Annotated in this window: 26 protein-coding genes and 1 pseudogene; 11 read left to right on the top strand and 16 right to left on the bottom strand. The window is 66.8% G+C overall.

Features of this window, described 5'->3' with window-relative positions:
• Window positions 1–23: 23 nt before the first annotated feature.
• The gene (pth, locus tag MRY84_RS20230; RefSeq protein ID WP_291507480.1) at window positions 24–632 is read left to right on the top strand and encodes an aminoacyl-tRNA hydrolase; all 609 of its coding nucleotides are present in this window, start codon (window positions 24–26) and stop codon (window positions 630–632) included.
• A gap of 73 nt (window positions 633–705) precedes the next feature.
• On the opposite strand, the gene MRY84_RS20225 is transcribed toward pth, so the two are convergent.
• The gene (locus MRY84_RS20225) at window positions 706–963 is read right to left on the bottom strand and encodes a YfhL family 4Fe-4S dicluster ferredoxin (RefSeq protein WP_291507477.1); all 258 of its coding nucleotides are present in this window, start codon (window positions 961–963) and stop codon (window positions 706–708) included.
• Between the two features lie 213 nt (window positions 964–1,176).
• On the opposite strand from MRY84_RS20225, the gene MRY84_RS20220 reads away from it, so the two are divergent.
• The 9 genes from MRY84_RS20220 (at window position 1,177) to MRY84_RS20180 (ending at window position 11,040) form a co-directional block, all read left to right on the top strand.
• Window positions 1,177–2,139 carry an ABC transporter permease gene (locus MRY84_RS20220; protein ID WP_291507476.1) on the top strand — a complete coding sequence of 321 codons (963 nt, stop codon included), beginning with the start codon at window positions 1,177–1,179 and terminating at the stop codon, window positions 2,137–2,139.
• Between the two features lie 18 nt (window positions 2,140–2,157).
• A complete protein-coding gene (locus MRY84_RS20215) occupies window positions 2,158–3,042 on the top strand; it encodes an ABC transporter permease (RefSeq protein WP_291507475.1) in 885 nt (294 codons plus the stop codon).
• 37 nt (window positions 3,043–3,079) lie between these two features.
• The gene (locus tag MRY84_RS20210; protein WP_291507474.1) at window positions 3,080–4,099 is read left to right on the top strand and encodes an ABC transporter ATP-binding protein; all 1,020 of its coding nucleotides are present in this window, start codon (window positions 3,080–3,082) and stop codon (window positions 4,097–4,099) included.
• Between the two features lie 2 nt (window positions 4,100–4,101).
• Entirely contained in the window at window positions 4,102–5,001 is a 900-nt protein-coding gene (locus MRY84_RS20205) for an ATP-binding cassette domain-containing protein (protein ID WP_291507479.1), read from the top strand.
• 80 nt (window positions 5,002–5,081) lie between these two features.
• Window positions 5,082–6,572 carry an ABC transporter substrate-binding protein gene (locus MRY84_RS20200; protein WP_291507473.1) on the top strand — a complete coding sequence of 497 codons (1,491 nt, stop codon included), beginning with the start codon at window positions 5,082–5,084 and terminating at the stop codon, window positions 6,570–6,572.
• 259 nt (window positions 6,573–6,831) lie between these two features.
• Window positions 6,832–8,235, top strand: coding sequence for an amidase (locus tag MRY84_RS20195; RefSeq protein ID WP_291507472.1), 1,404 nt, complete (start codon window positions 6,832–6,834; stop codon window positions 8,233–8,235).
• Between the two features lie 100 nt (window positions 8,236–8,335).
• Complete coding sequence (locus tag MRY84_RS20190; protein WP_291507471.1) at window positions 8,336–8,944, top strand: hypothetical protein; 609 nt, start codon at window positions 8,336–8,338, stop codon at window positions 8,942–8,944.
• 199 nt (window positions 8,945–9,143) lie between these two features.
• Window positions 9,144–10,478, top strand: a complete 1,335-nt coding sequence (locus MRY84_RS20185) for a tetratricopeptide repeat protein (protein ID WP_291507470.1) — start codon at window positions 9,144–9,146, stop codon at window positions 10,476–10,478.
• Window positions 10,479–10,512: 34 nt separating this feature from the next.
• The gene (locus MRY84_RS20180) at window positions 10,513–11,040 is read left to right on the top strand and encodes a GNAT family N-acetyltransferase (protein WP_291507469.1); all 528 of its coding nucleotides are present in this window, start codon (window positions 10,513–10,515) and stop codon (window positions 11,038–11,040) included.
• 38 nt (window positions 11,041–11,078) lie between these two features.
• Here MRY84_RS20180 and MRY84_RS20175 read toward each other — a convergent pair whose 3' ends face one another.
• From MRY84_RS20175 to MRY84_RS20140, 8 genes are all read right to left on the bottom strand, one after another.
• On the bottom strand, window positions 11,079–11,750 hold the full coding sequence (locus MRY84_RS20175) for a histidine phosphatase family protein (RefSeq protein WP_291507468.1): 672 nt from the start codon (window positions 11,748–11,750) through the stop codon (window positions 11,079–11,081).
• Window positions 11,751–11,900: 150 nt separating this feature from the next.
• Window positions 11,901–12,134, bottom strand: coding sequence for a hypothetical protein (locus tag MRY84_RS20170; RefSeq protein ID WP_291507467.1), 234 nt, complete (start codon window positions 12,132–12,134; stop codon window positions 11,901–11,903).
• A gap of 166 nt (window positions 12,135–12,300) precedes the next feature.
• Window positions 12,301–13,179, bottom strand: a complete 879-nt coding sequence (locus MRY84_RS20165; protein WP_291507466.1) for a DUF429 domain-containing protein — start codon at window positions 13,177–13,179, stop codon at window positions 12,301–12,303.
• Window positions 13,176–14,057: a DMT family transporter gene (locus tag MRY84_RS20160; protein WP_291507465.1), complete on the bottom strand. Its 882-nt coding sequence runs from the start codon at window positions 14,055–14,057 to the stop codon at window positions 13,176–13,178. The genes MRY84_RS20165 and MRY84_RS20160 overlap by 4 nt, the downstream gene beginning before the upstream one ends.
• Window positions 14,058–14,304: 247 nt before the next feature.
• Complete coding sequence (locus MRY84_RS20155; RefSeq protein ID WP_291507464.1) at window positions 14,305–14,727, bottom strand: BLUF domain-containing protein; 423 nt, start codon at window positions 14,725–14,727, stop codon at window positions 14,305–14,307.
• A gap of 46 nt (window positions 14,728–14,773) precedes the next feature.
• Window positions 14,774–15,502 carry a GTP cyclohydrolase I gene (folE, locus tag MRY84_RS20150; protein ID WP_291507463.1) on the bottom strand — a complete coding sequence of 243 codons (729 nt, stop codon included), beginning with the start codon at window positions 15,500–15,502 and terminating at the stop codon, window positions 14,774–14,776.
• A 248-nt stretch (window positions 15,503–15,750) separates the two neighbouring features.
• Window positions 15,751–17,004: a cardiolipin synthase ClsB gene (clsB, locus tag MRY84_RS20145; RefSeq protein ID WP_291507462.1), complete on the bottom strand. Its 1,254-nt coding sequence runs from the start codon at window positions 17,002–17,004 to the stop codon at window positions 15,751–15,753.
• 223 nt (window positions 17,005–17,227) lie between these two features.
• Window positions 17,228–17,965: an endonuclease/exonuclease/phosphatase family protein gene (locus MRY84_RS20140; RefSeq protein WP_291507461.1), complete on the bottom strand. Its 738-nt coding sequence runs from the start codon at window positions 17,963–17,965 to the stop codon at window positions 17,228–17,230.
• Window positions 17,966–18,169: 204 nt separating this feature from the next.
• Here MRY84_RS20140 and MRY84_RS20135 point away from each other — a divergent pair, with 204 nt between their 5' ends.
• On the top strand, window positions 18,170–19,906 hold the full coding sequence (locus tag MRY84_RS20135; protein ID WP_291507460.1) for a tetratricopeptide repeat protein: 1,737 nt from the start codon (window positions 18,170–18,172) through the stop codon (window positions 19,904–19,906).
• A gap of 80 nt (window positions 19,907–19,986) precedes the next feature.
• Here MRY84_RS20135 and nudB read toward each other — a convergent pair whose 3' ends face one another.
• From nudB to MRY84_RS20100, 7 genes and pseudogenes are all read right to left on the bottom strand, one after another.
• Entirely contained in the window at window positions 19,987–20,487 is a 501-nt protein-coding gene (nudB, locus tag MRY84_RS20130) for a dihydroneopterin triphosphate diphosphatase (protein ID WP_291507478.1), read from the bottom strand.
• 12 nt (window positions 20,488–20,499) lie between these two features.
• Entirely contained in the window at window positions 20,500–21,327 is an 828-nt protein-coding gene (locus MRY84_RS20125) for a CsgG/HfaB family protein (protein WP_291507459.1), read from the bottom strand.
• Window positions 21,328–21,455: 128 nt separating this feature from the next.
• Window positions 21,456–23,270, bottom strand: coding sequence for an aspartate--tRNA ligase (gene aspS / locus MRY84_RS20120; protein ID WP_291507458.1), 1,815 nt, complete (start codon window positions 23,268–23,270; stop codon window positions 21,456–21,458).
• Between the two features lie 47 nt (window positions 23,271–23,317).
• The gene (locus MRY84_RS20115; protein WP_291507457.1) at window positions 23,318–23,947 is read right to left on the bottom strand and encodes a DUF502 domain-containing protein; all 630 of its coding nucleotides are present in this window, start codon (window positions 23,945–23,947) and stop codon (window positions 23,318–23,320) included.
• A 9-nt stretch (window positions 23,948–23,956) separates the two neighbouring features.
• Window positions 23,957–24,301 carry an FmdB family zinc ribbon protein gene (locus MRY84_RS20110; protein WP_291507456.1) on the bottom strand — a complete coding sequence of 115 codons (345 nt, stop codon included), beginning with the start codon at window positions 24,299–24,301 and terminating at the stop codon, window positions 23,957–23,959.
• 90 nt (window positions 24,302–24,391) lie between these two features.
• Window positions 24,392–25,843 (bottom strand): sodium:solute symporter family protein, encoded by a 1,452-nt coding sequence (locus MRY84_RS20105; protein WP_291507455.1) that lies wholly within the window; start codon window positions 25,841–25,843, stop codon window positions 24,392–24,394.
• 261 nt (window positions 25,844–26,104) lie between these two features.
• Window positions 26,105–26,785 (bottom strand): annotated as a pseudogene (locus MRY84_RS20100) (ubiquinone biosynthesis regulatory protein kinase UbiB); the annotation flags it as partial.

Here is a 26,785-nt window from a genome sequence, read left to right as displayed (position 1 = left end):
TCCCGCGCACGGATAATTCCCAAATGATCAAGCTGTTTGTAGGCCTTGGAAACCCTGGGCCGGACTATGAGGCCACCCGCCACAACGCCGGCTTCTGGTGGATTGACGCGTTGGCGCGCGAACTGAAAGTCACTCTGCTGCCCGAGCGCAGCTACCACGGCCTGGTGGCGCGCACCACGGTGCACGGGCAAAGCGTGTGGCTGCTGGAGCCCCAGACCTTCATGAACCTTTCAGGGAAGTCCGTGGCATCGCTGGTGCGCTTTTTCAAGATTCAGCCCGAAGAGATCCTGGTGGTGCACGACGAACTCGACATTCCGCCGGGCCAAGTCAAGCTCAAGCGGGGCGGCAGCCACGCCGGGCACAACGGCCTGCGCGACATCCACAGCCAGCTGGGTTCGCCCGACTACTGGCGTCTGCGCGTGGGCATCGGCCACCCGGGCGTGAAAAGCGAAGTGGCCAACTGGGTGCTCAAGAAACCCGCCCCGGACCAGCGCACGCTGATCGAAGACAGCATCGCGCATTCGCTGAAAGCCTACCCGGCCATGCTGGCCGGCGAGATGGACAAAGCCACCCTGCTCATCCACACCACCAAACCGCCCCGCCCCAAGCCACCTCGCCCCGTAGAGGATTGAACGGACGGATGCTACTTTTTTTATAGCATCACGCGCTTGCCAGATGAGCGCCAAAGGCTAAAAACACATTAAATCAACCGGCGGTGGAAACCTGCAGGCGCTGGAACTTCTGCCAGAGGGTCTCCCGGCTCTCGATATGCTGCGGGTTCACCGGAATGCAGGCCACGGGGCAGACCTGCACACACTGGGGCTCGTCAAAATGCCCCACGCATTCCGTGCACTTGCCGGGGTCGATTTCGTAGATCTCCTGCCCCAGGTAGATGGCCTGGTTGGGGCACTCGGGCTCGCAGACGTCGCAGTTGATGCATTCGTCGGTAATCATCAGTGCCATACGACCTCCGGAGGGGCTGAGCCGAAAACGATGGCGAAAGGGTGCGCTGCGCGTTGCATGCTCCGTATTATCCCGCGCCGACGGCATGTGCCTTGCATGCCACACTGCAACCCACCACTGCTGACGGGGATGTGTTTGCCGTTATGCTGTGTATACACATTAATTTTCTGCCAGCGCGTCCCACCCACTGTCCTCTTCTTTCCTGCGCACTCCATGGGTCTGTTTTTTCTCAAACGGTTGGCCACACTGGTCGCGACATTGATCGGCGCCTCCGTCGTCGTGTTCCTGGTGCTGGAAATCCTTCCGGGCAATGCTGCCCAGATGCTGATGGGTCCCGATGCCTCGCCCGAGGCAGTCGCCGCGCTGGCGGCCAAGCTGGGGCTGGACCAGCCCGCCGGCGCGCGCTACTGGCAGTGGGTCAGCGGCTTGGTCGTGGGCAACATGGGCGACAGCTATGCCTACGGCTCGCCCGTGCTGGACCTGGTGCTGGAGCGCCTGGCCCTGACCGTGCCCCTGGCGCTGATGGCCATGGTCATCACCACCGTGCTGGCGCTGGCGGCGGGCGTGTACGCCGCGGCCCGCCACAACAAGCTGGGCGACGTGGGCGTGATGACGCTGGCGCAGATCGGCATCGCGATTCCCAACTTCTGGTTCGCCATCCTGCTGATCCTGCTCTTTTCGGTGAAGCTGCAGTGGTTCTCGGCCGGCGGCTTTCCGGGCTGGACGGAAGATGCCGGCGGCAGCCCGCTCGAAGCCCTCAAGGCCCTGCTGCTGCCCGCCATTGCGCTGGCCGTGGTGCAGGCGGCCATCCTGGCGCGCATCACGCGCTCGGCCGTGCTGGAGGTGCTGCGCGAGGACTTCGTGCGCACCGCGCGGGCCAAGGGCCTCTCGCAGCGCGCGGCGCTGTGGGGCCATGTGCTGCGCAACGCGATGATTCCCGTGGTCACTGTGATGGGGCTGCAGTTTGCCTCGCTGCTGGCGGGCACCATCGTGGTGGAGAACGTGTTCTACCTGCCGGGCCTGGGCCGGCTGATCTTCCAGTCCATCTCCAACCGCGACCTCATCGTGGTGCGCAACTGCGTGATGCTGCTTGCGGCCATGGTCATCGTGGTGAACTTCGTGGTGGACGTGCTGTACGCGGTGATCGACCCGCGCGTGAAGGCTTCCGACATCTGATCTGATCGATCCCTCCCCATGAGCGCCGCCATTTCCCCCCCCTCCTCCACCACTGCCCCCGCCGCCGCGCCCAGCGGGCTGCGGCGCGCGCTGCGCCACAGCAGCTTTGTCATCGGCGCGGTGCTGTCGCTGCTGCTGCTGGCCACAGCGGCCTTGTCGCTGGTGTGGACACCCTGGTCCCCCTACGAGATGGACTTGGCGAACAAGCTGGCGGGCCCGTCCGCCCGGCACTGGCTGGGCACCGATGCCTTCGGGCGCGACGTGGCGTCGCTGGTGATGGTGGGCGCGCGCAACTCCATCCTGGTGGGCGTGATCGCGGTGGGCATTGGCCTGTCCATCGGCACGGCGCTGGGCCTGCTGGCCGCGGCCAAGCGGGGCTGGGTGGAAGAGATCATCATGCGGCTGGCCGATTTCACGTTCGCCTTCCCGGCGCTGCTGCTGGCCATCATGATGACGGCCGTGTTCGGGGCGGGCATCGTCAACTCCATCATCGCCATCGGCATCTTCTACATCCCCACCTTCGCGCGGGTCACCCGCGCCTCAGCCAACGCCGTGTGGGCGCGCGAATACATCCTGGCCGCGCGCGCCTGCGGCAAGGGCAGCTGGCGGATCACGCTGGAGCATGTGCTGCCCAACATCCTGTCGGTGCTAATCGTGCAGACCACCATCCAGTTCGCACTGGCCATCCTGGCCGAGGCCGCCCTGTCGTACCTGGGCCTGGGCACGCAGCCGCCCCAGCCGTCATGGGGCCGCATGCTCAGCGAGGCGCAGACGCTGATGTTCCAGGCGCCGCTGCTGGCCGTGTGGCCAGGGGTGGCGATTGCGCTGGCGGTGCTGGGCCTGAACCTGTTGGGCGATGGACTGCGCGACCTGCTGGACCCGCGCCTAGCCCGCAAGCGCTGATGACACACCAAGAAGAACAGCCCGCCCCAAGCCCACGATGCCCCTGCTAGAAGTCTCCAACCTCCGCATCCGCCTGCAGACCCACCGCGGCCCGGCCGACGCCGTGCGCGGCGTGAGTTTCGCCCTGGAGCGCGGCGAAACCCTGGGCCTGATCGGTGAGTCAGGCTGCGGCAAATCCATCACCGCGATGTCGCTCATGGGCCTGCTGCCCGAGAGCGCGCAGGTCACCGGCAGCATCCGCTTTGACGGGCAGGAACTGGTGGGCCGCACCGATGCGCAGATGTGCCAGTTGCGCGGCAACCGCATCGGCATGGTGTTCCAGGAACCGATGACCGCGCTCAACCCCGTGCACACCATCGGCCGCCAGGTGGCCGAGCCGCTGCGCCTGCACCGCGGCATGGACGCCACGGTCGCGCGCAAGGAAGCCATCGCGCTGCTGGACCGCGTGGGCATCCCCAACGCGGCGCAGCGCATCGATGCCTACCCGCACCAGTTCTCCGGCGGGCAGCGCCAGCGCATCACCATCGCCATGGCGCTGGCCTGCGGACCCGACCTGCTGATTGCCGACGAGCCCACCACGGCGCTCGACGTGACCATCCAGCAGCAGATCCTGGACCTCATCAGCGACTTGGTGGCCGAACGCAACATGGCCATGATCCTGATCTCGCACGACCTGGGCGTGATCTCGCAGAACGTGGACCGCATGATGGTGATGTATGGCGGCACGGTGGTGGAAAGCGGCTCCACCGCGTCCGTCTTCTCCGCCATGGCCCACCCCTACACCCGCGGCCTGTTTGCGGCGCGCCCCCACCTGGGCGCCGTGCATGCGCCCGGCCAGCGCCCCCGGCTGTCCACCATTCCCGGCACGGTGCCCGAGCTGGTGGACTTGCCGGCGGGCTGCCCGTTCGCCGGCCGCTGCAGCTACACCATCGACGCCTGCCACCACGAACCGCCGCCAACCACCCTGGCGGCGCGCGATGCCGATGGCGAGCACACCGTGCGCTGCCTGCGCCGCGAAGCCATTGCAGAAGCCCGCAGCGTGGAGGCCGCCGCATGAGCATGAGCATCAGCAGCAGCACCCCACACTCCCCGCTGCTCCAGGTGCAGGACCTGGTGCGTGAATACACGCTGCCGCGCGAGCACCTCTTCCGTCCGCCAGGTACGGTGCAGGCCCTCAACGGCGTGAGCTTTTCCATCGCCGCAGGCCGCAGCCTGGGTGTGGTGGGCGAATCGGGCTCGGGCAAGTCCACGCTGGCACGGCTGGTGATGGCGCTGGATACGCCCACCTCCGGCACGGTGGAGCTGCTGGGCCGCAACTTGCACCAGTTGCCCACCGAGCAGCTGCGCCAGGCGCGGCGCGACTTCCAGATGGTGTTCCAGGATCCGTATGGCTCGCTGGACCCGCGCCAGACGGTGGAGCGCATCGTCACCGAGCCGCTGCAGGCGCAGGGCCAGACCACCCGCGCCGAGCAGCGCGAGCAGGCCGGGCAGGTGCTGGCCCAGGTGGGCCTGCGCACCAACGACCTGGGCAAGTACCCGCATGAGTTTTCCGGCGGCCAGCGCCAGCGCATCGCCATTGCACGCGCCCTGATCACGCGCCCGCGTCTTATCGTGGCGGACGAGCCCGTGAGCGCGCTCGATGTATCGGTGCAGGCCCAGGTGCTCAACCTGATGCAGGACCTGCAGCAGCAGTTCGGCATCACCTACATGCTCATCAGCCACGACCTCGCGGTAGTAAACCACCTGTGCGACGAGGTAGTGGTGCTGTACCAGGGGCGCATCGTGGAGCGGGGCTCGCCGGGCGAGCTGTTCCGCAACGCGCAGCACCCGTACACCCAGTCGCTGGTGGGCGCGGTGCCGCAAGTGCAACCCGGCCGCGCACGAGCCCGCAGGGCGGCTGCCGCGGTCGCAGCAGCAACGGCAAAAACCGCAAAACCCAATCCACGCGCAATGGTGTAAAACGCTTCCGTACTCCCCGGTAACAAATTGCATATTTGCGCCGGGGCCCTCGTTGGTTTTTTTGTCTGGAGAGTCCGAACATGCTGAACCGCCGCACCGTCCTTGCCACTGGCGCGATTGCCGCCGTGCCCCTGACCACCTCCCTCAGCGCCCTGGCGCAGAGCCGCAAAGATGCAGTGACGCTGGCGATGACGCTGGAGCCCCCGGGCCTGGACCCGACGGCCGGCGCGGCCTCGGCCATTGCCGAGATCGTGCAGTACAACATCTTCGAGACGCTCACCAAGATCAACCCTGACGGCAGTGTTTCGCCCCTGCTGGCCGAGAGCTGGGAGGTCTCGCCCGACCTCAAGACCTACACCTTCAAGCTGCGCCGCGGCGTGAAGTTCAGCAACGGCGAGCCCTTCACCGCCGCGGCCGTCAAGTTCTCGTTCGACCGCGCAGGCGGCGAGAAGAGCACCAACAAGGACAAGCGCACCTTCGCGGGCCTGACCACGCAAGTGGTGGACGACTACACCGTCGTGCTGCTCAACAAGGAGATCGACCCCGACCTGCTGTTCGTGCTGGGCCAGGCCACGTCCATCATCGTGGAGCCCAAGAGCGCCGACAACAATGCCATCAAGCCCGTGGGCACCGGCCCCTACCAGCTGCAGGCGTGGAACAAGGGCTCGTCGGTGGTGCTGACGGCGTGGGACGGCTACCGCGACGCCAAGGCCATCAAGATCAAGCGCGCCACGTTCCGCTTTATCTCCGACCCCGCCGCCCAGGTCGCCGCCCTGCTGGCTGGCGACGTGGATGCCTTCCCGCGCGTCACGCCGCGCAGCGTGGCACAGTTCAAGGCCAACCCCAAGTTCCAGGTGGTGGTGGCCGGCTCGCGCGCCAAGACCATCCTGGCCATCAACAACGGCAAGAAGCCGCTGGATGACGTGCGCGTGCGCCGCGCCATCGCCGCGGCCATCGACCGCAAGGCCGTCATCGAAGGCGCGGGCGACGGCTACGGCGCGCCCATCGGCAGCCACTACGTGCCGGGCGCGTTCGGCTATGTGGACACCACGGGCGTGAACCCCTACGACCCCGAGAAGGCCAAGAAGCTGCTGGCCGAGGCCGGCATCAAGACCCCGCTGGAGCTGACCATGACGCTGCCCCCCACGCCCTACGCCCGCCAGGGCGGCGAGGTGGTGGCCGCGCAGCTGGCCAAGGTGGGCATCGTCGCCAAGATCCAGAACGTGGAATGGGCGCAGTGGCTGTCGGGCACCTACGGCAGCAAGAACTACGACCTGACCATCATCAGCCACGTGGAGCCGTTCGACCTGGGCAACTTCGCCAAGCCCGACTACTACTGGGCCTACAACTCGCCCAAGTTCAATGACCTGTTCAACCAGATCAAGAATGCCGCCCGCCCCGCCGACCGCGCCCGCCTGCTGGGCGAGGCCCAGCGCCTGCTGGCCGAGGACTCGGTGCACGCCTTCCTGTACTCCAACCAGTGGATCACGGTGGCGAACAAGAACCTCAAGGGCTTGTGGAAGGACATGCCGGTGTTCGTGAACGACCTGTCGGCGCTGTCCTGGAGTTGAGATCGGACACCCCCCGAGTCGCTTCGCGCCGTCCCCCCGCTCTCGCATGGCTGCGCCATGCGGGCAGGGGGACGCAGCCCTCGCTGCGGGGCGGCCCTTGCTCGGCTGCCCGCGCCTGGGCCGCGCCAGTACCCAAGGCTACGAGCGGTGCCAGCGCGTTGGATACCTGAAATGCACGGAGCCGTTAGCTCCTAAATAGATAGCTGCTAGCGCTTGTTGGATAAGCGCTAACGGCCATTTTTACTTGTAAGACTCTGCCATGACCGCCCTGCACGACCTCCCCGCCCACGAACTGCTGGCCGCCTACCGTCAGCGCACGCTCTCGCCCGTGGAGGTCACAGAGGCCGTGCTGGCGCACATCGAGCGGTGGGAGCCGCACATCCGTGCCACGTACCTGCTGCGCCCCGACGCCGCGCTGGCGCAGGCCCGCGCGTCCGAGGCGCGCTGGCTGCGCGGCGAGCCCAAAGGGGCACTGGACGGCGTGCCCAGCACCATCAAGGAAAACATCGCCACCGAGGGCGACCCCGTGCCGCTGGGCACGGCCGCCGTGGAGCTGGCGCCCGCCCCCGCCGACGCGCCGCCCGCCGCCCGCATGCGCGAGGCCGGCGCCATCATGGTGGCCAAGACCACCATGCCCGACTACGGCATGCTGTCCTCGGGCCTGTCGTCGTTCCACCCGCTCTCGCGCAACCCGTGGGACGTGCGCAAGGGCCCGGGCGGCTCCAGCGCCGGCGGGGGCGCGGCGGCAGCCGCGGGCTACGGCCCGCTGCACATCGGCACCGACATCGGCGGCTCGCTGCGGCTGCCCGCCAGCTGGTGCGGCATCTTCAGCCTGAAACCCAGCCTGGGCCGCATCCCCATCGACCCGCCCTACACCGGCCGCGCCGCGGGCCCCATGACGCGCACCGTGGCGGATGCCGCGCTGATGATGCAGGTGCTGAGCCAGCCCGACGTGCGCGACAGCATGAGCCTGCCCGCGCAGGACATCGCCTGGGGCCAGTTCAACCAGGGCGCCGAGCGCCTGCGTGGCCTGCGCATCGGCCTGCTGCTGGACGCCGGCTGCGGCCTGCCCGTGGAGCCCGAGGTGAAAGCCGCCGTCGAGCACGCGGCCCGCCTGATGGAGCGCGCGGGCGCCACCATCGTGCCCATGGCACCGTTCATGACGCAGGCCATGCTCGATGGCATGGACCACTTCTGGCGCATGCGCTCGCACATCGACCTGCAGGCCCTGCCCGCCCAGCGGCGCGCCAAGGTGCTCCCCTACATCCGCGCCTGGGCTGACAGCGCGGCCGGCATGAGCGGCACGGAGGTCTTCAACGCCAGCCACCAGTTCCACCTGACACGGGTGAACACCGTGAAAGCCTGCAGCGCGTTCGACTATGTGATCTCGCCCGTGGCCCCCAATGTCGCCTTCCAGGCCGAACTGCCTTCGCCCACCAACGATCCGCTGCGGCCGCTGGAGCACATCGGCTTCACCGTGCCCTACAACATGTCCGAGCAGCCTGCGGCCTCGGTCAACTGCGGCTACACCAGCGCCGGCCTGCCCATCGGCCTGCAGATCGCCGGTGCGCGCTTTGACGACCTGGGCGTGTTGCAGGTCGCGCATGCCTTCGAGCAGATCCGCGATCCGCAGCGCCCCTGGCCCGAGCCCCCCGCGGCATGAGGGCGCCCGCGTGGCCGCACCGCTGCAGCTTGTTGGTAACCTACCGGTTTCAGCCGCCCGGCCCTGGCACCTGCCTCAAACCCTTCGCAACCACGCCCGCATGGACATTCTTTTCCTGGCGATACTGCTCGCCACCGGCACCTACATGCTCAACGCCAAGGAGCAGCGCAAGCGCATCGCGCTGCTGGGCAGCCACCTGGCCAACTACCAGATCGAGAAGCTCATGGAGGCGCTCACCGAGGGCTACCTGCGCGCCCTGGGCGAAAGCACGGACGAGCGCCGCAACCAGATCTGGAGTCTGCTGAGCACCACCGAATCCCAGCTCACCGAGCAGTTCAGCCGCTTTGCGGCCGAGTTCGCCAAGGTGAGCGAGGCCGACGCGCGGGTCAGCCGCCTGTCCATGGCCATCCCTTTTGCCGAGAAGCTCTTCCCCGCGCTCACCTTCGACATGCGCAAGGCCCTGGCCATCCACGCGCGCGGCATTGCCCACGTGGTGCAGAACACCGGCCACCTGGCGCCCAGGGACCGGGCCTACATGATGACGGCCGAGCTGTTCCTGATGCAGCACACATGCCACTGGTTCTGCAAGTCCCGGGCCATCGCCACGGCCCGCATGCTGGCGCGCCACCAGACGCCGCATGAACAGCTAGTGGCCTCGGTGTCTGCCGAAACCCGCAACGCCTACCTGACACTCATCAAAGGTGGCTGAAATGAGCGGCGCCCCCCTGAGGCCCTCTGGGCCTTCCCCCCGCTCTCGCAACGCTGCGCGCTGCGGGCAGGGGGACGCAGCCAGCGCACGGAGCGAAAGCGACATAGACATGTCTCGGCGGCCCTTATGCGGCTGCCCTGGCCTGCGCCGTGTCGGGCACAGGCATCGGGAGTGACACTCAACACTGTGGATCGCTGACATGCCACCAAGAACCGATAGCCTGGGCAATCCCGTCACGCTGCACGACGCGACCAGCGGCGCCGCGCTGAACGATTTTGTCGAAGGCTTCATCGCCTGCGAAGCTCGCGTGGCCAACGTGCTGAACGCGGCTGCAGATGAAAGCCCCATCGTGCAGGCCAGCTGCGCCGCGCTGCACATGTTTGCCGAGTCGGCCGACGCTCCGCGCAACGCCCGCCCCTTCATTGACCGCGCGCTGGCCCGCGCGCCCGAGGCGAGCGAACGCGAGCAGCGCTTCGTGGCCGCCGTGGCCGCCTGGGTGGATGGCGACCTGCCCCGCGCCATTGCGCTGCACGAGGAGCAGGCCCGCCTGTTCCCGCGCGACCTGGCTTCCCTCAAGCTCGGCCAATACCATCTGTTCAACCGCGGCGACTCTCCCGGCATGCTGCGCATCGCACTGCAGGCCGCACCCGCCGCCGCCGAAGTGCCCTACCTGCACGGCATGCTCGCCTTTGGCTGGGAGCAATGCCACCTGCTCGACCGAGCCGAGGCATCGGCCCGCCATGCCATCGCCCTGTGCCGCAAGGAACCCTGGGCCCATCACGCGCTGGCCCATGTGATGCTCACCCAGGGCCGCATCCGCGAAGGCACCGATTTCATGGCCAGCGTCAGCGACACCTGGACGGGCCTCAATTCCTTCATGGTCACGCACAACTGGTGGCACCAGGCGCTCTTCCTGCTGGAGCAGGACCGGCATGCCGAGGTGCTCGCGCTCTACGACCGACAGGTGTGGGGCGTGGTCAAGGAATACACGCAGGACCAGATCGGCGCCGTTTCGCTGCTGGCACGGCTGGAGCTGGCGGGTGTGGACGTGGGCGCCCGCTGGGCCGACGTGGCCGACCACCTGGCCCTGCGCCTGGCCGACCATGTGCTGCCCTTCCTGGACCTGCAATACCTCTACGGCCTGGCCCGCGCAGGGCGCATGGAGGCTGCGCGCACACTGCAAGACAACATCACAGCCCACGCCGCCACCCGCACCGAGCCACACGACCGCACGCTGTGGCAGCAGGTGTGTGTGCCCGCCGCCCACGGCCTGCTGGCGCATGCGCAAGGCGAATGGGCGACTGCGGCAGAGAAACTGGGCGTCGCCCTGCCCCGGCTGGTGGAGATTGGCGGCAGCCACGCGCAGCGCGACCTGTTTCACCAGATCTGGCTGGATGCATTGCAGCGCCACGGGCAGTGGGCGGCGGTGCAGAACGTGTTGCAGCCGTTGGTCAATGCGCAGCCGGAGTCGGTGCGGCTGGCGCGGCAGGCGAGCGTGGTCCAGGAGATGCTGGGCCTGCCGCTGGGTGAATGATCCAACGGCCCCAGGTCCTCACGCTTGCCTTTCCATGATGACGCCTCCGGTTTCGCAAGACATGGCTGTTGAGTTTCTGCAGTCCGCACAGCATGAATCGCTGGTGGATCTGCTTTGCGAACTGCATGCCTACTACAACCAGCCGCCCACGGCCACCCGCGACGAAGTGCGGACCCATTTGCAAGACAACCTGCTGCGCGAGGGATCGGGGCTGCATCTGCTGGTGGCTACCGACACCCATGGCGCCGTGGCGGGATTCGCAGCCCTGATGCTGATGTATTCGCTGGTGGAGCCCGGCCCCGGGCAGCGGCGGCAGTGCCTGCTCAAGGAACTGTATGTGCGCGCGCCCGCCCGCGGCCAGGGTGTGGGTGAGGCCCTGGTGCGCCGGTCAGCCCGATTCGCGCTGGACAACGGATGCGGCCGCATGGACTGGAACGTCAAGGCATCCAACCTGCGCGGGATCGCGTTCTACGAGGCGATGGGCGCCCTGCGCGTGGAGGACCGCCTCAGCTTCCGTTTGCCACTGGCGCAGCTTTCACAGCTGGGGCAGCCACCGCGCTGATGCGGGTGGTGCTGCGGCGCCGGCTTCCGCCAAGCCCATCACCGCACCACCAGCTTCGTCTGGTCATACACCGGCTGTTCCGGCAAATCCGCCAGGTGCCGCACGTCGGCCCAGTCCAGCACCTCCACCGTGTCGCCGTCCACCCGCACGCGGTTGAGCCCCGCGTTGGGGATGTCGCTCTGGCGCGGGCCGTTGAGGCCCGTGCCGCGGGCGGTGCGCCAGACCATGTCGAGCACGCCGCCGTGGGTGACGACCATGACCTTCTGGCCAGCATGCTGCTGCGCAATGCGGCGCACTGCATCCATCACGCGGGTATGGAACTGGCGGGTGGTCTCGCCGCCGGGCATGCCGTAGTCGGCCTCGAAGCGCAGCCACTGGTTCCACGCGTCGGCATGCTCCAGCTTGACATCGTCCACCCGCTTGCCATCCGCCACGCCAAAGTTTTGCTCACGCAGGGCGCTGTCGGTGAGGGCGTCGATGCGGGCCTGGGGGAAGAGCACCTGCAGGCTCGGCGTGGCTGTCTGCTGGGTGCGGATGAGGTCGCTGCAGACGAGGTGGTCCACCACCAGCTTCTCCGCAGCCAGGCGCTCGGCCAGGCGGCGGGCCTGTTCGTGGCCAATGGCGTTGAGAGGCACGTCCACGTGGCCCTGGAAACGCAGCTCGCGGTTCCAGTCAGTCTCGCCGTGGCGGATCAGGATCAGTTCGGTCATAGGGCGTGCAGTGTGCGTTGGCGGGGCCGCGGAATCCGGAGGGAACCGGCTTTCTCCATTATCGAACGTACACACATTATTGCAAGTGATTTTGGCCTCTATCGCTTGTGCAGCAAGCGCCAGCAGCTATTGTTTTTATAACACCCCGCGCTAGCGCGACGGGCGCATGGGCACGATGAGCACCTGGCGGCGCGGCTGGCAGCCGGGGCCTTCGTAGGCGGCGCTGTCTTGCTCCCATCCAGCGCCGGGCGATGTCTGCGCGCATACACGCTGGCCGTCCACCAGGCTGCGCCAGTAGTACCAGGGTGCGGGGCCGGCCTGCACCCGCAGCGACAGCGGGGTCAGGAGAGCCAGGGCGAGCAAAAGACGGGGAGCGGAAGGCATGGGCAGGCAACAAAGCATCAGCAATGCCCCGCCATGCTACGCAGCCTGCGCCGTACCAATGTCTGGAAAAGCGGTGGATTGGCGGTGGTCCGGCTTTGTCGGGCAGGTTGTCTTTCCACCCAGATGCCCAACCTCTCCCACCGAGCTGCGCGGGACTTGGACCGGCTCAACCCGAACGACTCTCAACGGTTGAACGCGGGTCCATCGCTGCTGTCACGATCCAGCCTTCGAGCCGGTCCATCCCGGGCGGCAAACCATAAAGCGCATCGCCCCCCGCATGGCGCAGCTGGGCCCAGGCGGCTTGCAGCAGGCACAGCACCGCGTCCAGGCTGTCGCCGCTGGCGTCGTCGACCAGGGCATCGCGCTGGGCGTGGCTGAGCTTCAGGCGCAGCCCAAGCCGGGTCTGCCCCATCTCCAGCGCGTTCACCAGGTCCTTGCGGGCGATCAGGCGGTCGGGCGTGTGCTTGCTGCGGTCGTCGCTTTTGTAGCTGCGCCGCTGCAGCACCTCGCGCGCGAGCAGGCCGGGATAGGCCTCCAGCGCCACGCGGCGAGGGTCGCCGGCGTGCAGCCCCGGCAGATGCACGCCGGCATCGAGCAGCAGGGGCACGCCCGCGTGCAGCATGTAGGCCACGGGCGGGTTCACCCATTTCATTGACGGGCTGGAGCCCGCAGGGCCGTCCGTGGCGCGATGGGCAAATTTGCCGCCCGCCGGGCGAGCGTTGCAGAAAGACGCAAACTGCGCGCGGATCTGCTCGCGGCTGAGTGCCCGGTAGTGCAGCATGCAGGCGTGCCAGTCGGCGGGCCAGCCCAGGGCCTGCAGCAACTCGCGCGGCAAACCGAACGGCAGGTCGAACCCGCCCACCCAGTCGCCAGGCTGGGCGAGCCATTGCCCGAACGCCGCCAGGGTGTCAAACCGCTCCAGCGCAGTGAGCTGTACCCGCGCGCCCTGGCGCTGGCCCAGCGCCAGCACAATGGGCTTGCGCCGCGTGGGGCTGCTGGAGAAATCGCAGCCCAGCAGCAGAGGCTGGGATGCCACGGCCGTCATCCCAGCGCCAACGCGGTGACGCCTGCCGCAATGCACAGAGCGCCGAAGATGCGCGCCACACGGTCGCCCTCGCCCAGCAGGTGCCCCCCAATGAGTGCAGCAAACAGCATGGACACCTCGCGCGCAGGCGCCACATGCGACAGGGGCGCCTGCTGCATGGCATAGAGCACCAGCACGTAGGCCACGGGGCTGACCACCGCCACCAGCAGCGCAAAGCGCCATTGGGCCAGCCACAGCGTGCGGGCGGTGGGCAGATCGCGCAGCACCACGGGCGCCAGCAGCCCGACGCGCACGAAGTTGCCCATGTAGTCGATGAGGATGGGGGACATCAGCAGCACCTTCACCGCATAGCCGTCCACCACCGTGTAGCTCGCGATGAAGGCGCCGGTGAGCAGCCCGTACAACATGCCTTTGTGCACCCGCTCGCGCGCTGCTGGGTCGTGCGCGGCACGCAGCAGGCCCGGACCGCCCGCGATGAGGAACACCCCGCCCACCACGCCCGCGATGCCCAACGCGCCCAGCGCCGAGATGCGCTCGCCCAGCAGCGTGATGGCCACCAGCGACGACAAGAGCGGCCCCGAGCCCCGCGCCAGCGGATACACCACCGTGAGGTCGGCCACGCGGTAGCCACGCAGCAGGATCACGTAGTACAGGACATGCAGCACGCCACTGGCCACCACGAAGCCCCACTCCACTGCGCCCCACAGCGGCACCGCATCGCGCCCCAGCCACCAGCCCAGCGGCGCCCAGAACAGCATCATGAGAAAGGAGGTGAAGAACGCGAACCGCGCGTCCCCCCCGGCCTTCTTTGCGGCGATGTTCCAGCATGCATGGATCAGGCCGGCGAGGATGATGAGGGCGAAAGCGGTAAGGGTCACGGGTCAGAAAGAGAGGGGGCTTGAATGCAAAAAGCCGCAGTGCCTTGTCGGCTGCGGCTTAGTGTGGCGCAAAAAAGGTCTATCGACCGAAGGGCTGAACATCTCTCAAGGCATCTGCAACTGGCGCGCCCCAAGCCGGGTGGCACCGTGCAAGGGCCGCCCGGCCGCACTGGTGGCATCCGCCTGCCGCACCGCGCAGCGGTGCGAGAGCGGGGGGAAGGCGCGCAGCGCCTCAGGGGAGTGATCTCTATGCCCTTCCGATGATGGATGCCGTGGCCATCAGCTCTTCGAGCAACGCAAACGACACCTTGCCCGACACCACATACGGGTCCAGCTCGGGCTTCTCGGAGTACTTGAGCAGGATGGAATGGTTGATCTTGGAGAGGTTGACCTGCCCCATGGTCCAGCCGCCAAAGCGGCGCTCGGAAATCTCTTCGTAGTGCAGCAGTTCCACGTCCTTGTGCCGCGCGTCGCGCTGGATGTGGCCGTAAAGCTCGCTCACGGCCGAGCGGCCGCCCTCGATGGCCTGCAGGAACACGCCGCCGCCGTAGCACAGCACGCCGGTGATGCCGCAGCCCGGGTTGTGCTGGCGCGACTGGGTGAGGATGGCTTCAATGGCCTCGGGCGAGGTGTCCACGGCGCGGCTGGCGTAAAGCAGGCGTACGAGCATCTTCGACTCCTTCAATCAGTCAATCAATCAATCGATCGATTCGGGTTCAGTTCTTGCCAGGGATGAGCGACAGGAATTCGCGGCGCAACGCCGAATCCTTGAGAAACACGCCGCGCATCACGGAGTTGATCATCTTGCTGTCCATCTCGCGCACGCCGCGCCAGGACATGCAGAAGTGGCTGGCCTCCATCACGATGGCCAGGCCGTCGGGCTGGGTTTTTTCCATGATGAGGTCGGCCAGCTGCACCACGGCCTCTTCCTGGATCTGCGGGCGGCCCATCACCCAGTCCACCAGCCGCGCGTACTTGGAGAGGCCGATCACGTTGGTGTGCTCGTTGGGCATCACACCGATCCAGATCTTGCCGATGACGGGGCAGAAGTGGTGGCTGCACGCGCTGCGCACGGTGATGGGGCCGACGATCATGAGCTCGTTGAGGTGCTCGGCGTTCGGGAACTCGGTGATGGTGGGCGGCGTGACGTAGCGGCCCTTGAACACTTCGTTGATGTACATCTTGGCCACGCGGCGCGCAGTGTTCTGCGTGTTGTGGTCACCCTCGGTGTTGATCACCAGGCTGTCGAGCACGCCCTGCATCTTGACCTCGACCTCGTCGAGCAGCTTTTCCAGCTCGCCTGGTTCGATGAACTCGGCGATGTTGTCGTTGGCATGAAAGCGCTTGCGGGCCGCGGCAAGGCGTTCGCGGATCTTCACGGAGACGGGCGTGCCCTCGTCATCCGGCGGGGTGGGCGTCATATCGGCGGCAGTGGGGCTGGACATGGCAAGAATCGTAACAGCGAATGCGGTGCTGCGAACTTCAAGGGTTTTTGGCCTCTGGCGCTTGATGAACAAGCGCAAGCAGCTATCAATACAATAGCAAACCTGCCTGCAGGAATCCCGCATTTGCAACCGCCTGCCCCGCCCGCTGCGCAAAAAACCGGCGCCGCGGCGCGTTGCGCGTGCCACGGTCGGGCCAGACAGACTCACCGCCCGGGGGCACGGCTTGCCGGGCGGCCCGCCGCGCACCATCAATAGCTTTTCCCGGTGATCCACAGCGCCAGCCGCATCAGGGCGAAGGCGATGCGGTCCAGCACGCGCTGGCGCAGGGGGCGGCCCGCGTACCGGGTGGGGTCCATGCGGCGCCCGGCATGCTGCATCGCATGCACCAGCCGCTGGCGCAGGTCGGTGGCAAAAGCGGCGTCTTCCACCACGACGTTGGCCTCGCGGGCCAGCAGCAGGCTCAAGGGGTCGAGGTTGGACGAGCCCACGGTGGCCCAGGGCCGCTCGCCCAGCGCATCGATCACCGCCACCTTGGCGTGCAGGAAGCTGGGGGCGTATTCGTGGATCTCCACCCCCGCTTCGAGCAGCGCGCCATACACGGGCCGCGCGGCGTGGTACTGCATGAAATACTCATAGCGCCCCTGCAGCAGCAGCCGCACGCGCACACCCCGGCGCGCAGCCATCACCAGCGCGCGGCGCAGCTTGCCGCCAGGCATGAAGTACGCGTTGGCAATGATGACTTCATGGCGCGCCGCGCCGATGGCCTTGCGGTAGGCCTTCTCGATGCGGCTGCGATTGCGCACGTTGTCGCGCAGCAAGAGCGCGGCGCGCATGGGCGGCAGGCCGGAATCGGCGGCCTGAGCCAGCCGGGCCGCATGCTTGGCTGCACTGGCGGCGCGCAGGGCCTGCAGCGCTTCTGGCAGGCGGCGCTCGCGCGCATCGCGCACGGCCTGCATGCGCCACCACAGCTGTTCCATGGTGTCGCTGGCGGTGGTCACCAGGCTGCCCGTGGCTTCCACCGCAAAGTCAAACCGTGGCGCCTCCAGGGGACCATGGTTGGGGTCGTGAAAGTCATCGAGCACATTGATGCCGCCGCAGAACAACACCCGGCCGTCCACCACGCACAGCTTGCGGTGCAGGCGACGCCAGCGGTGGGGCAGCAGCAGCCCCAGCGGCCCCAGCGGCGAATACACACGGTATTGCACGCCCGCCGCCCGGAACCGCTCGGCCCACGCCACCGGCAGCGGGCCGGTGCCCACGCCATCCACCACCAGCTGCGTGCGCACGCCGCGCGCAGCCGCACGCATCAGGGCTTCGCCCACATCGGCACCCGCGCCCGTGAAGTCGAAGATGTACGTTTCAAACTGGATATCGGACAGCGCGGCATCCATGGCGGCAACGAGAGCGGGGAACAGTTCCTCGGCCCCCTGCAGCAGGCGCACCTGGTGGTCGTCCGAAAACTCAACCCCGTGAGCGCGGAACAGCGACTTCTTCTTCCTCATCTCGCCCATCCATCGTGCAGCGCACCGCCAGCGGCCCCTGAAACGGGCGCACGCCAACCCCGTGCCACCGTGGAACGGGCTTTGCCAAGCCACGGGTGGCGTCCGCGTCCCCCGCGGGGGCTGAGCGGCCGCGGCTCCAAGCCTGTCAAGGCAGGCCTGGACGGCCTCGAGGAGTTGCCGGCTCTGGCGGCAACACCGGGCGCTGTGCGGCTCAGGGGGGCTTTCAAAGCCTGAACTCGGCGATCAGCGGCAGGTGGTCGGACATGCGCCACCAGATGCGCCCGCGCGGCACGTGCAGCGACAGCGGCGTGAGCCCGCGCACGTACACGTGGTCCAGCTGCGCCAGCGGAAGGCGCGCGGGATAGGTGAAGGTGCGCGGCGCGTCGAACTCGTACAGCATGAAGGCAGCGAGCATGCGCTTGACCTGCAGGCCCCAATCATTGAAGTCGCCAGCGACCACCAGGGGTGCCTCGGGCGGTACCTCGCGCTCGATGAAGCGTTGCAGCCGCTCGATCTGGCGGATGCGGCTGCCCGGGATAAGCCCCAGGTGCACGACGATCACATGCAGGCGGCGGCCGTGCGCGTCCACCTCCACGTGCAGGAGCCCGCGCTGTTCAAAGCGATGGTCCGAGATGTCCTCGTGCTGGTGGCCGATCACCGGCCAGCGCGACAGCAGCGCATTGCCATGCTCGCCATGCTTGGTGGTCGCGTTGGTGCGGTACACCGCCTCGTAGCCTTCGGGCGCCAGGAACTCGGCCTGCGGCAGATCGGGCCAGCGTTGAAAGTACGTGGCCTCGCGCCGGTGCAGCTTGCGCACCTCCTGCAGGCACACGATGTCGGCATCCAGCTGCTCCACCGCCAGGCCCAGGTTGTGAATCTCCAGCCGCCGCGCGGGGCCGATGCCCTGCACGCCCTTGTGAATGTTGTACGTGGCCACCCGCAGGATGTCGTCGTGTTCCATGGTCTTTGGAGCCTGTTCAAAGTCTTTTCGTGGGGTACGCTGCCCCGTCGTGAGGCAGTTGCAAAACACCGCCGTCAGCCGCACTGGGGATTGTGTCCCATGCCGCGGCGGGTGCGGGTTTGCCCTGCCGCAGCCGGTATAGGCCGGGTTTACACTTGGTTGCACTCATTTCGCAGCCCTTGCAGGCTGGGCATACCCCTTCTCATGGCTTCCGAAAGCGGTTCCACCGCGCCCCCTTCGGCGCTGGCGCTGATCGTCGACAGCAATGCCACCTCGCGCAGCATCCTGGCAGCCCAGTTGCGTGAGTACGGGGTCGCGCGCATCGTGCAATGCGCCCGCATCCAGGACGCGCGCAACCGGCTGGAGCACACCGTGTTTGACTACGTGCTGTGCGAGCAGTTTTTTGGCGAGGGCGGCTACTCGGGCCAGACGCTGCTGGACGACCTGCGCCGCGCCCAGCTGCTGCCGTTCTCCACCGTGTTCTTCATGGTCACCGCCGAAGCCTCGTACGCCGCCGTGGCGGAGGCCGCCGAGTCGGCGCTGGATGGCTACCTGCTCAAGCCCTTCACGCCCAGCGCCTTGTTCGAGCGCCTGAGCCTGGCCCGCCTGCGCAAGGTGCACCTCAAACCCATCTTCGACGCGATCGAGGCGGAGGACTTCGAGAAGGCCGCGCGCCTGTGTGTGGAACGGTTCGAGGCGCGCAAGCCTTATTGGCTGTATGCCGCACGCATCGGCTCCGAATTGCTGCTGCGCCTGGGCCGGCACGACGAGGCGCGCACCCTGTTCGAAGCGGTGATTGCCGCGCGCGCCCTGCCCTGGGCCAAGCTGGGCGTGGCCCGGGCTCAGATCGAATCGGGCCAGGCAGCGCGCGCCATCACCACCTTGCAGGAGCTCATCGGCGAGGACGCATCGTTTGCCGATGCCTACGACGTGCTGGGCCGGGCGCAGGTGGAGCTGGGCAATTTCGAGCAGGCCATCGAGACCTACCGCACCGCCAGCGGGCTCACGCCCGACTCGGTGGTGCGGCTGCAGAAGCTGGGAATGATGTCGTACTACATGGGCGACCGCGAGACTGCCAGCAAGGTGCTGGCCCGGGCGGCCATCCTGGGCATCGACTCCAAGCTGTTCGACTTCCAGTCGCTGGTGCTGCTGGCGTTCTCGTACTTCGCGGACAACGACCGCAAGGGCATCGAGCGCTGCATCGCTGACTTTGGACGGATCCTGGAGCGGCACGAGGGCAGCTTGCGCGTGCAACGCTTTGCACAGGTGGCGCGCACGCTTCAGCTGATCCAGCAGCGGCAGTTTTCACAGGCGGTGGAGTCCGTGCGCAGCATGGCCCGCGAAATCACATCGAGCAGCTTCGACTTCGAGGCCGCATGCAATCTGGGCAGCCTGCTGGCCGTGCTGGCCGTCACGTCGATCGACCTGCCGGAGAGCGAGGCCTGGGTGCGCGCCCTCGGCATGCGCTATGCCAACACGCGCGGGCTGACCGAGTTGCTGGCCAACGCCTGCAGCCTGCACGCGCCTTACGGCCAACTGGTACGCGACTGCCTGCAGCACATCAACAAGACTGCCGAATTGGCAATGGCACAGAGCCTGGCGGGCAACCCGGCCGGCGCCGTGCACAACCTGCTGCAGGAGGCCGAGCGCACGCTCAATTCCAAGCTGGTCGACATGGCGCAGCAGGTGCTGCTGCGGCACAGCGCGCGCATGGCCTCGCCCGAAGCCTCCCAGAGTGCCATCGACACGTTGCGCGCCCGCGTGGGCAGCGCCCCGGCCCGCGCCATCCTGGGGCAGGACAGCGAACGGCGGCCGGGCGGCGTGGTGCTGCGCGGGCGCGGCCCAGGCGATCCGGCGCGCACGGCGCCCTCGCCGCTGGACACGCTGGAAGAGGAGTCTGAGACGCCATGCGATACCGGCGCGCCGGAGTCCAGCGACTAGCGCTGTGGAGCCCTCGTCTTCGAACCCGCACTCACCGTTCGGGCTGACTTGTCGAAGCTCTGCACCGCGCTTCGTCAAGCTCAGCGTGAACGGTTCAGGTTGCTGGAAGCCGCAGCAGCAAACCTCGGCAGCAACAGGCAGGCCTCGGCGTTCGATGCGGAGAAACACATGTCCGCCGCGTGCTGCCAGGGCAGCCACTGATAAGCATCGTGCTCCCGCGGGTTGAGTACGACCGGGGTACCGGAGGGAACGCGCAACCCGAACACCCGCTCGCGGTTGCGCACCACGCCGGGCGCATACCGGTGCAGCCATTGCGGCCAGATGTCGTACACGTTCTCCAGCGCCCAGTCGGTGAGCTGGCAGCCGGGGGCCTGCGCGTCGATGCCGGTTTCCTCGGCCACCTCACGGCGAGCGGTGGCGTCGTAGGGCTCTTCGGGAAAGTCCTTGCTGCCCGTGACGGATTGCCAGTGCCCGTCGCCGCCTGTGCGGCGGATCAGCAGCACCTCCAGGGCCGCCGTGTGGATGACCACCAGCACCGATTCCGGGAGCTTGTAGGGCCGCTGCCGTGCCGCTGGCGCCATCGCCATGGCCCGTTATCCGCCCTTGGACCGCGCAGCTGAGCTGGTGGTGGGCACGGGGGGCGGGAGTTCCTTGGCCTGCAGCGCGCGCACCTGCACCACCAGCTGGTTGTGGGCGTCCAGGAAGGCGGCTGCGATCACCTTGCCCTCGTTGGTGTTGCTCCATCCGGCCCCGGCCGCGCCCCCCAGCTTGCCCAGCATGAAACCGCCCACGCCCAGGTCGGTGGTGCGGGCGGCCCCGGTAGCGGCGGCCACTTGCTCGGTGGTTTCGTTGTCGGACAGCAGCAAGGCTGTCTGCGCCTCCTTGAACTTGACCTGCTCCACCAGCCCCGCGAGGCCGGCAATGTCGCGCAGCACCGGGATCATCGCGATCACACCCGCCAGCCCGCGCCCCGCGTCCTGCTCGCTGAACGTGAGGCTGGGCGTGAGCGTGTACTGCGCTTCGTAGCCCTTGCCCTTGGCCACCGTGGAGTTGTTCTTGCGCAGCACGCCCGATTCCTTCAGGTCTTGCTCCTGGATGGTGCCGCGCAGGCCCGCGGAACGATCCACCACGCGGAAGCACCCGCTTTGCTGGGCCAGCAGCTTGACCAGCGGGACCGGTGAAGACGGCAGCTGGTAAGCCGATCCCATCGTGTAGCCGTTGGGGTTCTCGGCCAGCGCGAGCGTGGCCACAGGCGCCTCGCAGCGCACCAGTTCCTTGGCGGCGTTCTGCGCGCCCTGAGGGCCTGCAGAGCCCGTGACGACCGAGCCGCCCTGGCCCAGTTCCGTCTTCTTTTCGCCGCAGCCTGCCAGGGCCAGCAGCGCCACGGCGCCCACCAGGGCGTGCTTGGTCATGGAACGCATCGGGAGCATCCTTTCAACACCGGCTTGGGCCGGCCAAAAAAAACGGCACAGGCCTGGGGCCCGTGCCGCTGTTCGTGCGATGCCGCGAGAAGCGCAGCGCATCTGCCACGGTCGCGAAAGAACCTGGATCAGGCCGTCTTCACGGCGTCGGGGTTGCGCAGGCGGATGTGCAGTTCGCGCAACTGCTTTTCATCCACGGGCGACGGCGCCTGCGTGAGCAGGTCCTGCGCACGCTGCGTCTTGGGGAAGGCGATCACATCGCGGATCGACTCGGCGCCGGTCATCAGCGTGATCAGGCGGTCCAGGCCGAAGGCCAGGCCGCCGTGCGGAGGCGCGCCGTACTGCAGGGCGTCCAGCAGGTAGCCAAACTTGGCCTGGGCGTCCTCGGGCGTGATCTTGAGCGCGTCGAACACCTTCTTCTGCACATCGGCGCGGTGGATACGCACCGAGCCGCCGCCCAGCTCCCAGCCGTTGAGCACCATGTCGTAGGCCTTGGCCAGGCACTTGCCCGGGTCGGTGGCCATGAACTCCTCGTGCCCATCCTTCGGGCTGGTGAAGGGGTGGTGTACGGCCGTCCAGCGGTCTTCTTCCTCGTCGTGCTCGAACATCGGGAAATCCACCACCCACAGCGGTGCCCAGCGGTTTTCGAACAAGCCGTTCTTCTTGCCGAACTCGCTGTGGCCGATCTTCAGACGCAGCGCGCCGATGGCGTCGTTGACGATCTTTTCCTTGTCGGCACCGAAGAAGATCAGGTCGCCGTTCTGCGCACCGGAGAGCTTGAGAACCTGCTCCAGCGCCGCATCGTGGATGTTCTTCACAATGGGCGATTGCAGGCCATCGCGGCCCTTGGAAAGGTCGTTGACGCGGATGTACGCCAGGCCCTTGGCGCCGTAGATTTTCACGAACTCGGTGTAGGCATCGATCTCGCCGCGGCTGATGCCGCCGTTCTCGGCCGAGCCGCCTGGCACGCGCAGGGCCACCACGCGGCCGCCCTTCATGTTGGCGGCGCCCGAGAAGACCTTGAACTCCACATCCTTCATCACTTCGGTCAGCTCGGTGAACTCGAGCTTGACGCGCAGGTCGGGCTTGTCGGAGCCGAAGCGGTGCGCCGCTTCCTGGTAGGTCATGATGGGGAACTCGCCCAGATCCACGCCCAATTGGGTCTGGAACACCTCGGCAATCATGCGCTGGAAGATGGCGCGGATCTCTTCCTCGTTCAGGAACGAGGTCTCGCAGTCGATCTGCGTGAATTCGGGTTGGCGGTCGGCGCGCAGGTCCTCGTCGCGGAAGCACTTGGTGATCTGGTAGTAGCGGTCGTAGCCAGCCACCATGAGCATTTGCTTGTAAAGCTGGGGCGACTGGGGCAGCGCGAAGAACTGGCCGTCGTGCACGCGGCTTGGCACCAGGTAGTCGCGCGCGCCTTCGGGCGTGCTCTTGCCCAGCATGGGGGTCTCGATGTCGATAAAGCCTTCCTTGTCGAGGAAGTTGCGCACCTGGATGGCCGTCTTGTAGCGCAGCATCATGTTGCGCTGCATGTACGGACGGCGCAGGTCCATCACGCGGTGCGTGAGGCGGGTGGTCTCCGACAGGTTCTCGTCGTCCATCTGGAAAGGCGGCGTGACGGACGGGTTGAGCACGTTGAGCTCGTGGCACAGCACTTCGATCTGGCCGCTCTTGAGCTTGTCGTTGGTAGTGCCGTCGGGACGGGGGCGCACCAAGCCCACCACCTGCACGCAGAATTCGTTGCGCACGCCTTCTGCGGTCTTGAACATCTCGGCGCGGTCGGGGTCGCAGACCACCTGCACATAGCCTTCGCGGTCGCGCAGGTCGATGAAGATCACGCCGCCATGGTCGCGGCGGCGGTTGACCCAGCCCGACAGGGTGACGGTTTGGCCCATCAGGGCTTCGGTCACAAGACCGCAATAGTGGGAGCGCATGGCCATGGCAGAGCTTTCAACGCCTCGTGGGCGCATCGATAAAAGATAAACGGTTACTGGAGGGAGGACGGGTGGGCGGCCGTGATGTCCGGCGGTGCCACCACCCCCATCGAAACGATGTACTTGAGGGCGGCGTCCACGGTCATATCGAGTTCGACGCAGTCGCTCTTACGCACCATCACAAAGTAGCCGCCCGTGGGGTTCGGCGTGGTGGGCACATAGACGCTCACGAACTCGTCGCGCAGGTAGGCTGCCACCTCGCCGCTGGGCGCGCCGGTGACGAAAGCGACTGTCCAGACGCCCTCGCGGGGCCACTGCACCAGCACTGCCGTGCGAAAGGCGTTGCCGCTTTCGGAGAACAGCGTGTCGGAGACCTGCTTGACGCTGGAGTAGATGGAGCGCACCACGGGAATCCGGTGCACCATCGCATCGCCCCACTGCACGAGCTTGCGGCCCGCAAAGTTGCTGGCCGTGGCGCCCACCACCAGCAGGATCAGCAGTGTGAGGACCACGCCAAAGCCGGGCACGTGGAAGCCCAGGAGCTTGTCGGGGTGCCAGGCGACGGGCAGGATCTGCAGGGTCTGGTCGAGCGTGCTCACGATCCAGTTGAGAACCCATGCCGTGATCACGCCCGGAACGATCACCAGAAGGCCGGTCAACAGCCACTTGCGCAAGGCAGCCATGCGGTTAACTCAGTTCGCCGAGGTGGTTGCAGAGGAAGAACTGCCGCCAGCGCTTGCGCTGGTTGCCGCTGGCGCTTCCTTTTTAGAAGCATCACTGGTGCTGGATGCTGCAGGGGTTTCGGCCTTCGCCTCGACCTTGGAATCGGTGGCGGGAGCGGAACTGCCGCCGTTGCCACCCCGGAAATCGGTCACATACCAGCCCGAACCCTTGAGCTGGAAGCCGGCAGCGGTCACCTGCTTGGTAAAAGCCTCGGCCCCGCAGGCGGGGCACACGGTGAGGGGTGCGTCGGAGATTTTTTGCAGCACATCCTTGGCATGGCCGCAGGAGCCGCATTTGTAGGCGTAAATAGGCATGTCAGAGTGTTGAGGGAAAGTGCAAAACCCTCAATTATAGGCGGCAGGCCCATTCCAAAGCCCCATGCCCCTTGGCATGGGGCGTCGCCATCAGGCCGCGCTGCCCTCGTAGTGGGTGACGTGGCCTTTGTGGTCCGCAACCCACTGCGGCACCAGCGAACCCACGATCATGCCCACCAGGGCCGCCAGCACGCCCGCCAGCTGCTGCGGGAACGCTTCGGACAACATGGGGCTGGCGACGAACAGCAGCCATACGCCCAGGCCCATGGCCACGGCCAGGATCGCCCCTTGGGTGGTGGCGCGCTTCCAGTACAGCCCAAACACCAGCGGCACGAAGGCACCCACCAGCGGCACCTGGTAAGCGCCGGACACCAACTCATAGATCGACGTGCCCTGCATCGTGATCGCATAGGTGAGCACGCAAGCCGTGAACACCAGCACCGAGATGCGCATCGCCTTCAGGGTTTGCTGGTCTGTCATGCCGGGGCGAAGGTTGTGCAGGATGTTCTCGACAAAGGTCGTGGAGGGGGCCAGCAGCGTGGCGGACGCCGTGGACATGATGGCCGACAGCAGGGCCCCAAAGAACGCGATCTGCAACCCGAGCGGCATGCGCTCCATCACCAGGGTGGGCAGCACTTTCTGTGGATCGTCCTTGAGCAACGCCTGCGCCGTTTCAGGCATCACCAGCACCGCGGCCGTCACGACGAACATGGGAATGAAAGCAAACAGCAGGTAGAGCACGCCGCCGATGACCGGGCCGGTGCGCGCCGTCTCGGCGCTGTTGGACGACATCACGCGCTGAAAAACATCCTGCTGCGGAATGGAGCCCAGCATCATCGTGATGGCCGCCGCAAAAAAGAACGTCCATTCCTTGAGGCCGCCCGTGGGAAAGAACCGGAACTTGCCTTCGCTCGCGGCGTACTCCACCACCTTGCCCGCGCCGCCTGCCAGGTCCGCCGCGTACCATGCGATGGCCAGCAGCCCCACAGCGATCACGATCATCTGTACAAAATCGGTCATGGCCACCGACCACATGCCGCCGTACAGGGTGTAGACCAGCACGATGACCGTGCCGATGACCATGCCCAGCGTGACGGAAACGGCACCCTGCGTCAGCAGGTTGAACACCAGGCCCAACGCCGTGATCTGCGCTGCCACCCAGCCCAGGTAGCTGAACATGATGATCGCGGAACAGGCCACCTCGATCACGCGTCCATAGCGCTGGCGGTAGTAGTCGCCCAGGGTGATGAGGTTCTTCTTGTAGAGCTTGTAGGCGAAGAACAGCCCGACCAGGACCAGGCACATGGAGGCGCCAAACGGGTCCTCCACCACGGCTCCCAGGCCGCCGTCCACGAACCGCGCCGACACACCAAGCACGGTTTCCGAGCCGAACCAGGTAGCGAATGTGGTGGCGATCACCACCGCCAGCGGCAGGCTTCGGCCAGCCACCGCATAGTCGGCCGTGTTGTGCACGCGTGTCGCGGCATACAGGCCGATGCCTATCGAGGCCAGCAAGTACAGAACGATGAAGGTGATCAGCATGGGGCCGCTCCGGAACTCCAGGATGGTTGTGGAAAACAGGGCTTGGCTCAACGGTGTGCGGCCACGCTCTGCAATGTTGGCAAAGCGCCGGCCGCAGCCCGGTAGGCTGGCATGAGGCTCCATGGCCTCCGCCGTGATCCCGGCACCCACAGCCAGGCACTCGCCTGGGTCACGGCTCCCGAACAAGAGTCGTAACAAAATTTGCAGCGGATTATGAAGGCAACTTCCGTGCCCTCCCAGCCCCCTCGCCCGCGTTTCAGTTCAGAGAATCCGCAACCGGACGAAAAGCTGCATGGCCAGCAACCCGAGGACAAAGCCCACACCACCGTAGATGATGGACTGCAGCAGCCGGTTGGTGCGGTGCTGCGCGTCCAGCAGCTCACGCAGGGCCGAATGTTGCATCTCGGCAGGGTGGCGGCGCAGTGCGTCGTGCAGCAGGCGCGGCAGCTCGGGAATCAGCTTCGCGTAATGCGGCGCCTCGGCGCGCAGCTCGCGCCACAGGCGCTGCGGCCCCATCTGCTCGAGCATCCACTTTTCGAGGAACGGCTTGGCCGTGCTCCACAGGTCCAGCTCCGGGTCCAGCTCCCGGCCCAGGCCCTCGATGTTGAGCAGCGTCTTCTGCAGCAGCACCAGTTGGGGCTGGATCTCGACGTGAAACCGACGCGACGTCTGGAACAGCCGCATCAGCACCATGCCCAGCGAGATTTCCTTGAGCGGGCGGTCGAAATACGGCTCGCACACGGCGCGGATGGCCGACTCCAGGTCGTTGACGCGCGTCTCGGGAGGCACCCAGCCACTTTCGATGTGCAGCTCGGCCACACGCTTGTAGTCCCGGCGAAAGAAGGCCACGAAGTTTTGCGCCAGGTATTCCTTGTCCGACTCCGTGAGCGTGCCGACGATGCCGAAATCCAGCGAAATGTACCGACCGAACGTAGCAGGATC

The sequence above is a fragment of the Acidovorax sp. genome, from assembly GCF_022763525.1.
Taxonomy (GTDB): Bacteria; Pseudomonadota; Gammaproteobacteria; order Burkholderiales; family Burkholderiaceae_C; genus Acidovorax.
The sequence above is the reverse complement of the archived record's forward strand: the minus strand, read 5'-3'. Positions and strand labels throughout refer to the sequence as shown.

Bases quoted from the DNA above. Each gene is read 5' to 3' on its own strand.
- pth (WP_291507480.1), top strand. From the start codon at position 24: ATGATCAAGCTGTTTGTAGGCCTTGGAAACCCTGGGCCGGACTATGAG.
- MRY84_RS20225 (WP_291507477.1), bottom strand. From the start codon at position 963: ATGGCACTGATGATTACCGACGAATGCATCAACTGCGACGTCTGCGAG.
- MRY84_RS20220 (WP_291507476.1), top strand. From the start codon at position 1,177: ATGGGTCTGTTTTTTCTCAAACGGTTGGCCACACTGGTCGCGACATTG.
- MRY84_RS20215 (WP_291507475.1), top strand. From the start codon at position 2,158: ATGAGCGCCGCCATTTCCCCCCCCTCCTCCACCACTGCCCCCGCCGCC.
- MRY84_RS20210 (WP_291507474.1), top strand. From the start codon at position 3,080: ATGCCCCTGCTAGAAGTCTCCAACCTCCGCATCCGCCTGCAGACCCAC.
- MRY84_RS20205 (WP_291507479.1), top strand. From the start codon at position 4,102: ATGAGCATCAGCAGCAGCACCCCACACTCCCCGCTGCTCCAGGTGCAG.
- MRY84_RS20200 (WP_291507473.1), top strand. From the start codon at position 5,082: ATGCTGAACCGCCGCACCGTCCTTGCCACTGGCGCGATTGCCGCCGTG.
- MRY84_RS20195 (WP_291507472.1), top strand. From the start codon at position 6,832: ATGACCGCCCTGCACGACCTCCCCGCCCACGAACTGCTGGCCGCCTAC.
- MRY84_RS20190 (WP_291507471.1), top strand. From the start codon at position 8,336: ATGGACATTCTTTTCCTGGCGATACTGCTCGCCACCGGCACCTACATG.
- MRY84_RS20185 (WP_291507470.1), top strand. From the start codon at position 9,144: ATGCCACCAAGAACCGATAGCCTGGGCAATCCCGTCACGCTGCACGAC.
- MRY84_RS20180 (WP_291507469.1), top strand. From the start codon at position 10,513: ATGATGACGCCTCCGGTTTCGCAAGACATGGCTGTTGAGTTTCTGCAG.
- MRY84_RS20175 (WP_291507468.1), bottom strand. From the start codon at position 11,750: ATGACCGAACTGATCCTGATCCGCCACGGCGAGACTGACTGGAACCGC.
- MRY84_RS20170 (WP_291507467.1), bottom strand. From the start codon at position 12,134: ATGCCTTCCGCTCCCCGTCTTTTGCTCGCCCTGGCTCTCCTGACCCCG.
- MRY84_RS20165 (WP_291507466.1), bottom strand. From the start codon at position 13,179: ATGACGGCCGTGGCATCCCAGCCTCTGCTGCTGGGCTGCGATTTCTCC.
- MRY84_RS20155 (WP_291507464.1), bottom strand. From the start codon at position 14,727: ATGCTCGTACGCCTGCTTTACGCCAGCCGCGCCGTGGACACCTCGCCC.
- folE (WP_291507463.1), bottom strand. From the start codon at position 15,502: ATGTCCAGCCCCACTGCCGCCGATATGACGCCCACCCCGCCGGATGAC.
- clsB (WP_291507462.1), bottom strand. From the start codon at position 17,004: ATGAGGAAGAAGAAGTCGCTGTTCCGCGCTCACGGGGTTGAGTTTTCG.
- MRY84_RS20140 (WP_291507461.1), bottom strand. From the start codon at position 17,965: ATGGAACACGACGACATCCTGCGGGTGGCCACGTACAACATTCACAAG.
- MRY84_RS20135 (WP_291507460.1), top strand. From the start codon at position 18,170: ATGGCTTCCGAAAGCGGTTCCACCGCGCCCCCTTCGGCGCTGGCGCTG.
- nudB (WP_291507478.1), bottom strand. From the start codon at position 20,487: ATGGCGCCAGCGGCACGGCAGCGGCCCTACAAGCTCCCGGAATCGGTG.
- MRY84_RS20125 (WP_291507459.1), bottom strand. From the start codon at position 21,327: ATGCGTTCCATGACCAAGCACGCCCTGGTGGGCGCCGTGGCGCTGCTG.
- aspS (WP_291507458.1), bottom strand. From the start codon at position 23,270: ATGGCCATGCGCTCCCACTATTGCGGTCTTGTGACCGAAGCCCTGATG.
- MRY84_RS20115 (WP_291507457.1), bottom strand. From the start codon at position 23,947: ATGGCTGCCTTGCGCAAGTGGCTGTTGACCGGCCTTCTGGTGATCGTT.
- MRY84_RS20110 (WP_291507456.1), bottom strand. From the start codon at position 24,301: ATGCCTATTTACGCCTACAAATGCGGCTCCTGCGGCCATGCCAAGGAT.
- MRY84_RS20105 (WP_291507455.1), bottom strand. From the start codon at position 25,843: ATGCTGATCACCTTCATCGTTCTGTACTTGCTGGCCTCGATAGGCATC.